This window comes from Winogradskyella sp. 3972H.M.0a.05, from assembly GCF_040493455.1.
In the GTDB taxonomy this organism is placed as follows: domain Bacteria; phylum Bacteroidota; class Bacteroidia; order Flavobacteriales; family Flavobacteriaceae; genus Microcosmobacter.
In genome coordinates this window covers 58,462-70,767 of the sequence record NZ_JANFDA010000005.1, presented here as the reverse complement: position 1 = coordinate 70,767, position 12,306 = coordinate 58,462, and the positions used below count along the sequence as shown (strand labels likewise).

Here is a 12,306-nt window from a genome sequence, read left to right as displayed (position 1 = left end):
TACAGCTCTTTCAATATAATAAGCCCAGATTAAATTTCCCTAATTAATAGCTTCATAGGCTTATACAGCTCCAAATGTTATTGCACTAATAGTTTTTTACTAATTATTGAATTGTCAGAATACAGCCTAACAAAGTAAAGCCCTTGCGAAAACTTTGTTAGTGCTATTTCCATACTACCAAAACCAGCTTCTGGTTCTATAGACTCAACAATTCTTCCATTTATGTCTACAAGTTCAATTTTATCTAGTGGTATGTTATTAAGATTATTGATATTTACTGAAGACTTAGCTGGGTTTGGAAATATGGTAAAGGCATTACTTTCAAATTGCGGTGTTGAAAGCGTAATACCACTGACATCAAAACTATACAGTCCAAAATCATCATCGTCATTACCACGTATCGCAATATAGTATGTTGATGTTCCATCGGAATTAAACGTATAGTTTCTATTAAATCCAACACTACATTCTGCTTGTGCTACAAATTCACTATTTGTGAAGCTACTGAAACATTCGAGATCATTGCATGAACCAGTAAACACTGCCATCTCCACAGGAAATAGTCGTTCGCAGAATGAAATGGTAATATCCTCTTCACTACCCAGACCTGTGTAAGAATACCATACAACATTATAATCGTCATTAGTAGGATTATTACATAATGGAATGTCATCAAAATTGGTAGCCCAAGTTGTATCTCCATTATAGCTCATCCCTGTCTGGATTGGCATCGCATCAACACAATTGTTATTGGCTGGAGGTGGCGGTGGAATGCTTATACATAGATCAAAAGAAGAATCTAGACCTGCATCGGATGAAAAGCGTACCATAGATACCCTAAAGTAATAGGTATTCCCTACAACCAGATCATAGATAATATAAGCTTCATCGTCATCATTATAGACACATAGCAAATTATCAAAATCATCTTCGGATGTGCAATCCAGGTCGCTATCATATAACATCCCTGAATAATCTGTTTCAGTAAATTCTCCATTAGTTCCAATAATTCTAAATCGATATCTCGGAGATGTTGCTACAAAGGTGTACCATACATCTTCATCATCGAACGTACAATCATCAAAATTATCTGGAGAGTAATCTGCTCCTAAAGTATTTCCTGAAGCTAAGAAAGTACATTCTCCAGAGGTTTGCTCAACCAAAAGTTCAGCATCTTCACAATTATTATTTGCAGGAACTATTGATTGCAGCCACTCAAATGGACCTGCCCAATCACTAAATGATCCGCCTCCACAATCTGTTCTTACGTAAAACTCATAGGTCGTATTTTGCGTTCCCGAAACTGTTGCTGTAGTACTCATAGTAGATATCCCTGAACCCATTGGTTCTCCAAGACCTTCTTCCTGTACAACATACTCCCATGTAGTTTGACTACCATCGTATGGCGTCCATGATATTTCTGCATCTGTATCAGAAATTACATTAACGTCCAAATCTACAGGAATTACACAGCCTAATGCTTCTACACAGATTTCAGATATATCAGTATTAGGAAACGAACCAGAGCGCCATATTGCTAAGCTATATTCTGTGTTTGGATCTAAATTCAAAACTGTTTGAGAAAACATATTAGTTGGGTTTCGGTAACAGAACACCTGATCATCTCTAAAACAAATACCTTGATTATTACAATTTAGAGTGTGAATAACAAAGTTATCCTCTGGATTATCGGTCGTAATCTTTATTGCACCATTTGCCGGACTGGTAAAGCGAGTCCAAACTCCTACTTTAACTACTGTCGCTTGTGGATCACAACTGAAGTTTAAATACACATTTTCGTTACCTGGAAACGTGTAGAATGGAAAGCCCTGATCATAATCGAATGTAATAGTTGATTCAGAGCTACAACTGTCTGTTGATAAATCTATAGGAATCGGAAAGGCAACACCTTCTCCTAATTGAGGTTGCACAATAGTATATGGCCCAACCCATTGACTATCATCAGTGCCACAATTTGATTGTACATAATAATCATAAGAAACTCCAGAAGTTAGTCCAGTTATGGTTAAGCCTGCAAACTCATTATCATCTTCCACTATAGTTCCTGTACCCAAAGGAAAGTCTGTTTCTCCATATTGTACTGACCAATCTTGTTGTCCAGGAAAATGCCTCCAAGAAAGTATTGCCTCAGTAAGCAATAATGGTGAACCACTCAATGCATATGGGCTTTTACAATCAAAGGAATCATTGGAAAATTCATCAAGTTCTAATAGTACAAATCCAATGTTATCTGGCGTTGTAGGAACTATAGCAACATATACATTTTGCCCATCATACGCAGATAAATCATATTCGTATCTTGAATAATTACTAAACTCTGCCTCTGGTTCTGTCTCGCTTGCGATTGTTATAGAAAAATCTGTAGCAGATGTTCCTGATGTTGATAGTAAAACATCAAAACTTATATCTGCATCTCTAGCTAATACATGAAACGAAATACGTTCAGAACTTCCTATGCTCACAAGAAACTGTGGCGTAATTAAAAAATCTTCATCAACATTGGCGTCTAAATCTAATCTAAGTCCGCTTCCTCCTCCCCATCCTTGTTGGTCTATTTCCCAAACATCTCCTCCAGCTTCATTTAATACTGTCCAACTGTTAGGTATTCCTGAATTAAAATCTTCGAAAAACTGCGCATTTGCTTGTGTAATCACAGCAAGCACAACAAACAATAATAGTAATAGTCGTTTCATAATTAATAGCTTTATAGGTTTACTATTACATCGGAACAACTACAAAAAAGTCATCATAAAAAAAGACCACCTTTTTCAAGATGGTCTTCAATTAAACAATTCTTATGAAACGGTTATTACCTATTGTTTAATTATTCGTTTTACAATAAAGCCATTGCGCGATTCTATTCTTGCAAAGTACACTCCAGATTGATAATTACTAATATTAATTATTTTTTCAATTGTCATTGTTCTTAAATCTAATTGTTGAATAATACTGCCTTTTACATCTACTATTGTAATACTAGTCAGTTCGATGTTTCCTAGATTTTTTAAAGTAAAGCTGTCCTCAACCGGATTTGGATATAAACTGATATCATTATCAACGAGTTGATTATTTTCAATACTCAATGTCATATCCTCAACCTTAAGTTCAAAGGAACATGTCGCAGTATTGCCTGCATCATCTGTAACTTCATATTCAATAATATGATCACCGTCAGGTAAATTGGTTCCTGCCACTGGAGTCTGCACAACTGTAAATCCACAATTATCAGAGGCTGTAACATCTCCTTCAACAAAATAGTCTGGTAATATAAAATCTCCTACTGTTTCCACCGTAAATCCAGCAGGGCAATTTATTACAGGATCTACCGTATCCTCTACAGTTACTATTGCTGAAACTGAGGCACTGTTACCACTCTGGTCTGTCGCTGTTAGGTTCACTGTATTAGCGCCTAGATCTGCACAAGTAAAATCTGTGACATCTAAACTTAGATTTGATACTGTACAATTATCACTGGAGCCATTATCAATATCACCAGTCGTAATCGAAGCATTTCCAGAAGCATCTAGTTGAACCGTTATGTTTTGTGTAACCACTATTGGGTTTACAGTATCTTCGACGGTAACTGTGGCTGAAGCTGAAGCACTATTTCCACTCTGATCGGTCACAGTAAGATTCACCGTATTAGCGCCTAGATCTGCACAAGTAAAATCTGTGACATCTAAACTTAGATTTGATACTGTACAATTATCACTGGAGCCATTATCAATATCACCAGTCGTAATCGAAGCATTTCCTGATGCATCCAATTGAACCGTTATGTTTTGAGTGACTACAGTTGGGTCTACAGTATCTTCAACAGTAACAGTCGCTGAAGCTGAAGCACTGTTTCCACTCTGATCTGTCACAATGAGATTCACTGTATTTGCGCCTAGATTAGCACAAGTGAAATCTGTGACATCTAGACTTAGGTTGGCTACTGTACAATTATCGCTAGAACCATCATCTATGTCACCTGTTGTAATCGAAGCATTTCCCGAGGCATCCAATTGAACTGTTATGTTCTGCGTCACCACAGTTGGGTCGATATTGTCTTCAACAGTTACGGTCGCTGGTGCATTTGCAGAATTCCCATCATTATCTGTTACGGTTAGCGTCACTGTATTATCTCCAAGATCTGCACAAGTGAAGTCTGTAATGTCCAAATCAAATTGCAACTCATTAGTTGGTGTACAATTATCAGTCGTGCCATTGTCTACTTGAGAAGCTGTAATACTTGCATTCCCAGAAGCATCTAGTTGAACTGTAATGTTCTGTGTAATTATATCTGGTGGTAAAATATCTAGCTTATCAGAAATTGTAAGTAATACTTCGTTATCATTAGGATAGGTAACATCAAATGTGTATCGCTTTCCATCATAATCAACTATAATCGGTGTGGTTAAATTTTGAGTTACAATTGTTCCTGTTGTAGTGGCAATAGTGAATGTATCCCCTTCATCTGCTTCAAAGCCCATTGTAATCGCAACGCTTCCATCAAAAACATTGTTATTTCCAATTACTGCTAAAACATCATGCTCAGTGTCTGGCGTTAATCCATTTAGTTCAACATCTAATACTGAAGTGGCCGTGGATTCATAATCTCCTTGAACGGTTAGCGTTCCAGGTGATAATCCAGGCTCAAAAATTCCATTGTTGGTGTAACTTGATGTCGATGGAAGATCAAATATACCAACACCTTTTACTCTACCTGTGGTTTCATTAATAAACGGTTCTGAGCTAGAAATCTCTAGTTCTCCAGAAGCAACTTCAATAGTTCCAAAGTTGGTCAACTCAACAAAAGACACGACTATACCGCTACTTGTAGATCGTCTTATCAATCCGAAGTTATTTAAAATATGAGACGTTCCACCAGACCAAGTTAAGTTACTAGCATCAGTCATCAGATCTATAACACCGCTCGCTTGATTGTTCAAAATACCTTGAGATATGAATAGGTCTCCAGATGCTGTAAAATTTATTAATCCCTCATTATTTAAAGTAGTATCTCCTAGTATGGATTTACTACCTGTTCCTGTTAAATTGATAATACTCTGATTAATAAGTGTACCACCACCATTTAATATTCCAGACACCCAATTTGCATTACCAGTACCAGCAATATTTATTGTTGCCGTTGTATCTAAATCTACTGCTATGGTGTTGGTCGCATTTAAATCACCATCTACTGTTCCCGTCAAAGTCCCTAGTAAAGTAACAAGTCCATCCCAATCGAATGCTGCTCCTGGAGATACATTATAGACACCACCTGTTAAGTTCTTACCTATTGAATTCTGAAATGATAAGGTACCATTTTCAACACTGATAGTTCCACCATTATTATTAAGCAATACATGTATTTGTGCTTCTCCTGTAGAGGTTGTCTTTCTTATAAGCCCAGTATTATTCAGAATATGAACTGAACCTCCAGACCAGGAAATATTACCTGAATCCTCTTGTAAGTCTAAAACTCCAGAGGCTTGATTATCAAACGTCCCTTGAGAAATTAGAAGATCTCCCGCTCCAGTAATATTGAAAGTAGCTTCATTACTAAACGCAGTATCTCCAAATATAGATTTTGCGCCTGTTCCTGGTAAGTTAATAGTACTTTGGTTGGTTAAGGTTCCTCCTCCATTTAATGAGCCGCCATTCCAGTTAATAACTCCAGATCCAGTAATATCCATTGTGGCACTGCCTGGAACATCCACAATGCTTCCCCAATTCAATGTGCCCTCATTGGTTCCTGAAATATCCCCAGACAATGTCATAGTTGTATCCCAATCCATGGTGGCTCCAGATGATATATTATAAGTCCCATCGGTAAGGTTCTTACCTATTGTATTTTGAAATGATAGTATACCACTTTCAACACTGATGGTACCGTCATTATTATTTAATAGTGCTACGATTTGCGCTTCACCCAATGACGTGGTTTTTCTAATCAATCCAGCGTTGTTCAAAATGTGAACCGACCCGCCAGACCAGGTAATGTCTCCTGAATCTGCCTGAAGATCTAAAACACCAGAAGCTTCATTATTAAAAATTCCCTGAGAGATTGACAGATTTCCTGCTCCTGTAATATTAACTGTTCCTTCGTTATCAAAGTTTGAATCTTCGAATATTGATTTTGAACCTGTACCGGGTAAATTAATGGTGCCTAGATTGGTTAACGTTCCTCCTCCATTCAATGAACCGCCAGTCCAATTAAAGTCTCCTGAACCTGTAAAATTAAACGTAGCTGATACAGGAACATCAACAATACTAGTCCAGTTTAAGGTTCCATTATTTACTCCAGTAAGCGTACCAGACACTGTAATTCTGGTATCCCAATCCATAGTCGCTCCAGACGATATATTATATGTACCGTCTGTTAGATTTTTTCCTATGGTATTTTGAAGCGATAAGGTACCGCTCTCTACTTCTATAGTACCATCATTGTTGTTAAGTAATAAAACTATTTGAGCTTCTCCAGCAGAGGTCGTCTTTTTTATTAATCCTGAATTATTCAAAATGTGAACCGTACCGCCAGACCATGTTATGTTACCACCATCTTCTTGCAAGTCTATAACTCCCGAAGCCTGATTATTTAAAATACCTTGTGGTATGGATAAATCTCCAGAGGATGTAATGTTTATGGTTCCTGAATTATCCAATACTGTATCTCCACTAATTATTTTGGTTCCTACACTCATTAAATTCATTGTCCCAGAATTGGTGAGTGTACTTGTATTACCATTTAGTGTTCCCGTATTCCAATTTACTGTTGTACCAGTTTCGAATGTTGAAGGTTCTGAAAACTCAAAGGATGTATTCATATCTAAAGTTGAATTTCCTTGAAGTGTAATCGATCTTACGTTACCAGATACATTCAATGTTACTGTAAACCCTGTTGGAATAATAACGTCATCGGATGCTGTAGGAACTAAGTTGGTATCCCAATTGTCTGTATTGCTCCAATTGGTATCAGCTCCTGCTCCTGTCCATGTGGTTTGTGCATATGAGGCTATGCCAAATGCCATGATGATTGATAGTAGTAATAGTCGTTTCATAATTAATAGCTTTAAAAAGATTATATACTACCTCATCGTAGTTAAGTAAAATGGTCATCAAATTTCATGTTTCCTTTATTTGCTTTTGAAAGAAAAATCTAACAAGTGATAAACTAGAATTTTGGGATTTGCATGAAAATTCATTCAAAATAAAATGTTTAATTAATTACATATCAGTAAGTTACATTTCATTTTATCGACGAACTACATAGTTGTAAAATGACCAACGTAAAATAAAATCGACCAAGTACTATTTATTTTTCGACAAGTCGCATTATTACTACGATAACAGCTTATTTGATATCGGTAACTTTACCATAGTAAATCCCTCAGTTATGATTAACCGAAAAGAAAAGTTGAGCTTGCTATCCGAGATGATAGCGTTCGCAATGACAGACGAAAGCATAAAATCCATTGAATATAACTTCTTACTAGGTGTTGCTAGACAATTAGATATTTCTCAAGAAGATTTTGATTACTTATTTGAGCATCCTGTTACTTATGTACATTTAAAGTCGCACAGTGAGCGTATTGTACAGTTCCATAGATTGGTATTATTAATGAATGTTGACAAACATATTACGCCAAAACAATTGGTGAAGCTACATAACTTTGGATTACGAATGGGATTGAGTCATGAGTCAATTAATAAGGTATTGGACCTTATGGAAAGTTTCCCTAACAAAATTGTTCCACCAGATTTCTTAATCGATATTTTTAAAGTTCAGTATAACTAGGAAAAGACTACGCTTTTAATTTCTCTATTTTTTCCTGATACATTTTTATTGTATCTCTAAACTTTGCTGCTTCCATAAAATCTAGATTTTTAGCAGCATTTTCCATATGCTTGCGGTTTTCACGAATTTTCTTTTCGAGTTCTGGTTTCGATAAGTATTCCGATTCAGGCTCGGCAGCTTTTCGAGCTTCTAATTCGTAATAATAAGTACTTACTGAATTTTTGGACAGTGCATTATCTAAGCTTTTATTGAGTGCTTTTGGCTCGATATTGTTTGCCGTATTGTATGCTATTTGTTTATCTCGCCTGTAATTGGTTTCGTCGATGGTCTTCTGCATACTCTTGGTAATCTTATCGGCATACATTATTGCCTTTCCATTAAGGTTACGTGCTGCTCTACCAACTGTTTGGGTTAATGATCGTGTGGATCTTAAGAAACCTTCTTTATCTGCATCCAGAATTGCTACTAATGATACTTCTGGCAAGTCCAGACCTTCGCGCAACAAGTTTACACCAACCAATACATCGAACAAGCCTTTGCGCAGATCTTGCATAATCTCAACACGTTCTAGTGTATCTACATCGCTATGAATGTATCGACATCGGATTTGAATTCTGGTAAGGTATTTCACCAATTCTTCTGCCATACGCTTGGTCAAGGTTGTTACTAATGTGCGTTCATCTTTTTCAACTCTGACTTGTATCTCTTCAATTAAATCATCAATTTGATTCAAACTTGGTCTAACTTCTATGATTGGGTCTAGCAGTCCTGTTGGTCTTATGACCTGTTCTACATAGATGCCTCCTGTCTTTTGCATTTCGTAATCTGCTGGTGTTGCACTGACGTATATGACCTGATTTTGCAGAGCTTCAAATTCTTCGAACTTCAATGGTCTGTTATCCATCGCTGCTGGTAATCGGAATCCATATTCTACGAGATTTTCTTTTCTACTTCGGTCGCCTCCATACATAGCATGGACTTGCGAAATAGTGACATGGCTTTCGTCTACAACCATGAGGTAATCTTCAGGGAAATAATCTAAGAGGCAGAATGGTCGTGTACCTGCTGCTCTCCCATCCAAATAGCGCGAATAGTTTTCAATCCCTGAACAGTAACCCAACTCTCGAATCATTTCTAAATCGAACTCTGTACGTTCTTTTAATCGCTTTGCTTCAAGATGTTTTCCTATGTCTTTAAAATAATCGTGCTGTTTTACCAGATCATCTTGTATTTCTTTTATGGCATTCTGAAGCACCTCTGGCGAGGTTACAAACATGTTTGCAGGATAAATATTGAGTCGATCGTAGGTTTCAATAACTTGATTGGATTGCGCATCAAAAGCTTCAATCTCTTCAATTTCATCTCCAAAAAAATGAATACGATACGCATGGTCAGCATAACCCGGAAATACATCTACTGTATCTCCTTTTATTCTGAAATTACCATTATTGAAATCAGCTTCGGTTCTGGAATACAAACTCTGAACTAAACGATGTAATAATTTGGTTCTAGATATAACCTGATCGCGTTCTAACGAGATAACATTCTTTTGAAACTCCACTGGGTTTCCAATACCATACAAACAGGATACTGAAGCTACTACCAATACATCTCTACGCCCAGATAATAGTGATGATGTAGTGCTCAACCTCATCTTTTCTATTTCTTCGTTTATGGATAGGTCTTTCTCTATATAGGTTCCGGAGACTGGAATGTAGGCTTCTGGTTGATAGTAATCATAATAGGATACAAAATACTCTACGGCGTTGTTTGGAAAGAATTGCTTGAACTCTGAATACAGCTGCGCTGCTAAGGTTTTATTGTGCGCCAAAACCAATGTTGGTCGTTGCACTTCTTGAATAACATTAGCTACAGTAAAGGTTTTACCTGATCCTGTTACACCAAGTAGGGTTTGATATTTTTCTCCTGAATCTATTCCTGTAGCGAGTTCTGCTATTGCTTCTGGTTGATCTCCAGTTGGACTAAATTCTGATTCAATTTTAAAGCGCATCAAGATGTATTTTAAGAGCCTTAAATTTACAAAAGATAACTGCTCTTTTGAGGATTAATTGGTTCATATTTAACATTGAGCTACTTTCAGCAAAAAGCTATCGCTTTAAGGCAAAATGTCCTGTGTAAGTTCTTCCGTCTAGCAATGTGGCTACAAACCAATAATCGCTGCCTGGCAATGGTCTTCCGTTGAGTGTTCCGTCCCAACCTGGACTTAAGTGATTGATTCTGGAAATTAGTTTACCATAGCGATCAAAGATGTCTATGGATATGCCAACATTAAACGCTTCATTAACGCCTTTTGGTTTCCATAATGGGTTATAGATATCGCCATTTGGTGTGAAGAATTTTGGGAATCCTAAAACGGAAACTAGCTTCTCTGTAATACCACAACCGTTTCGATCACGAACATAGACGGTATGAAATCCTGCTGAGACATTGGTAAATGTATTTTCTTCTTGATAAAATCCATCGGGATCGTCCAAGGCATATTCATAAAACCCTTCTCCACTTACTGCTACGGTTATCGTATTATTAGTGCTCACTTCTTCAATCGTTACGTCATCTATAGTAGCAATGTTAGAGGCTGTTACTTCAATAGTGCGTTGCGAACTGCAACCATTTGGATCTGTAACAATAACTGTGTAAACTCCAGCTTCACTGACATTATTAAAGGACGTGTTTACTGCGGTTGATGAGCCATTGAATAACCATTCGTAATAATAGTTACTTGGCGAATCATTCAATACACCACCAATCAATTCAATAGTATCTGGGAAGGTATTCAAGCAATACACTACACTTTCATCTGGCAACAATTGTGGTGTGTAAAGGACATTCAATTGTACTTGAGCAATTGCAAAACATTGTCCAGAATTTTCAACTTTTATATAAATAATTTCTGAAAAGGGAATTGTGTTTTGATAGTCTAAGCTCAGCTCATTTTGCTCGCTAAAAGCGTCTTCTTCTGTTCCATAATAAGCGACTTCGGCATTTCCAGGGATTTGGAATTGGATACTTGCTTCTATTTCTCGTAAGTCAAATGTCGTGATTCCATCGATTTCATTTTCATCACAAGCGTTCAGATCTGGCACTACTATGTTATTGTTCGATGTTTCTAGTTGAAGTTCTGCGATGCTACTACAATTACTCTGGTTAATGACTCTTGCATATACAATTTGAGAAGGTATTGTATTTTGAAAATTATCAGCATTAGAAATTGGATCACTATTATTGATGGCATCGTCTTCTGTTAAGAAGAAATTTACAAGGTTCAGGCTAGTATCATTATCTACAATAACACTTTCAGCATCAAATAAATTGAAAAAAGACAGCCCGTCTGAATTAGTATCGCATTCTGTCATTGTAGCATTGACAACGTCTGGTCTTTCTGCATATTCAATAATGACGTCTCCAAACGACATGCAGTTATTGTCTAGAAATACTTCTACGGAATAGGTTCCTGGTTGGGATACTTCAAATTCAGAACAATTGAGACACGGTACTTGGCTTTGTGGCACTCCGTCAACAGACCATATATAGCTAGCACCTTGTTGAAATGCATTTAAGGTTACAGTATCACCTTCACAAACAGCATTATAGGTTGAGAGTAGTCTATTAGGTCCTAAATCTGTTGATAATTGCAAACTCCCTGCTTCTAAAAATACAGCGGAATCGAACCTGAAATTTTGTTCGTCGGCGATAACCAACTTCACGTGATATGGTTGATTAGGTACTATATTCGCTGTAGCTGTAAGCACCTTGGTTTGCCCATTAAAATTTATAGGCACATTGGTTCCATTGAAGCTTTCAAAATAAAATTCATTTTGTGCTTCGCAACCACCAGGAATACCAGGATGCACTGTAGTTACCTTAACTGGTGTTTGTGTGTCTGGTACTAATGCAATATTGGTGTATTGAGTTTGGTTTGCTGGGCGTATTAAGAACCCAAATAAATCCGAAAACTGGCATGTATTAGGATTTCCTTCTTGGTATTCTTCTGAAGCAAAAAGGTAACGAAAGCTCACTTGAGATGCTACGGCAGTAAAATCGAATTCTAAAATTGTGGCATTAATTGTATTGCTTTCATTGAGAATTACCTCGAGATCATTGTCTCCTGTCCAATTTGGAGCGTCATCATCACTCAACGATGCATTGGGTCCAGGTACATTTTGTAAACGTCCTGTACTCATTACCAAACCGCTTTGAAACGGGAAGGTTGTTCCAGTAGCATCGAAAAAACCATAGCTTTGATCTGCTCCTCCAAAATCACCTCCAACGACATTAGTGACTTGTACATTACTGATGCAATCGCTATCAATAAGAATATCTTCTATAAGTTGTTGTGCCGAAAATGTTTGACTATCTACCTGAATGTTTTGCGCATATAGAGACATGCTTAGACATACGAAACATAGTAATAGGAAGTTCTTCATTGCAATTTTAAATAGCCAACTGCAAAGATACGCATGCTAATTCCTATTAAAACCAAA

The 12,306-nt window shown here is 37.0% G+C and carries 5 protein-coding genes; 1 reads left to right on the top strand and 4 read right to left on the bottom strand.

Features of this window, described 5'->3' with window-relative positions:
* Positions 1 to 77: 77 nt before the first annotated feature.
* The gene (locus NCE97_RS11150) at positions 78 to 2,714 is read right to left on the bottom strand and encodes a T9SS-dependent choice-of-anchor J family protein (RefSeq protein WP_353779316.1); all 2,637 of its coding nucleotides are present in this window, start codon (positions 2,712 to 2,714) and stop codon (positions 78 to 80) included.
* A gap of 120 nt (positions 2,715 to 2,834) precedes the next feature.
* Positions 2,835 to 7,067 (bottom strand): T9SS type A sorting domain-containing protein, encoded by a 4,233-nt coding sequence (locus NCE97_RS11145; protein ID WP_353779314.1) that lies wholly within the window; start codon positions 7,065 to 7,067, stop codon positions 2,835 to 2,837.
* Positions 7,068 to 7,402: 335 nt separating this feature from the next.
* Here NCE97_RS11145 and NCE97_RS11140 point away from each other — a divergent pair, with 335 nt between their 5' ends.
* Positions 7,403 to 7,804, top strand: a complete 402-nt coding sequence (locus NCE97_RS11140) for a TerB family tellurite resistance protein (RefSeq protein ID WP_353779312.1) — start codon at positions 7,403 to 7,405, stop codon at positions 7,802 to 7,804.
* Between the two features lie 7 nt (positions 7,805 to 7,811).
* Here NCE97_RS11140 and uvrB read toward each other — a convergent pair whose 3' ends face one another.
* Both uvrB and NCE97_RS11130 read right to left on the bottom strand, forming a co-directional pair.
* Positions 7,812 to 9,815 (bottom strand): excinuclease ABC subunit UvrB, encoded by a 2,004-nt coding sequence (uvrB, locus tag NCE97_RS11135; protein WP_353779310.1) that lies wholly within the window; start codon positions 9,813 to 9,815, stop codon positions 7,812 to 7,814.
* Between the two features lie 97 nt (positions 9,816 to 9,912).
* Positions 9,913 to 12,249, bottom strand: a complete 2,337-nt coding sequence (locus tag NCE97_RS11130; RefSeq protein ID WP_353779308.1) for a T9SS type B sorting domain-containing protein — start codon at positions 12,247 to 12,249, stop codon at positions 9,913 to 9,915.
* Between the last annotated feature and the right edge of the window lie 57 nt (positions 12,250 to 12,306).

What these genes read in the sequence shown, in the direction of transcription:
- NCE97_RS11150 (WP_353779316.1), bottom strand. Translation starts at nt 2,714, where the DNA reads ATGAAACGACTATTACTATTATTGTTTGTTGTGCTTGCTGTGATTACA.
- uvrB (WP_353779310.1), bottom strand. Translation starts at nt 9,815, where the DNA reads ATGCGCTTTAAAATTGAATCAGAATTTAGTCCAACTGGAGATCAACCA.
- NCE97_RS11140 (WP_353779312.1), top strand. Translation starts at nt 7,403, where the DNA reads ATGATTAACCGAAAAGAAAAGTTGAGCTTGCTATCCGAGATGATAGCG.
- NCE97_RS11130 (WP_353779308.1), bottom strand. Translation starts at nt 12,249, where the DNA reads ATGAAGAACTTCCTATTACTATGTTTCGTATGTCTAAGCATGTCTCTA.
- NCE97_RS11145 (WP_353779314.1), bottom strand. Translation starts at nt 7,067, where the DNA reads ATGAAACGACTATTACTACTATCAATCATCATGGCATTTGGCATAGCC.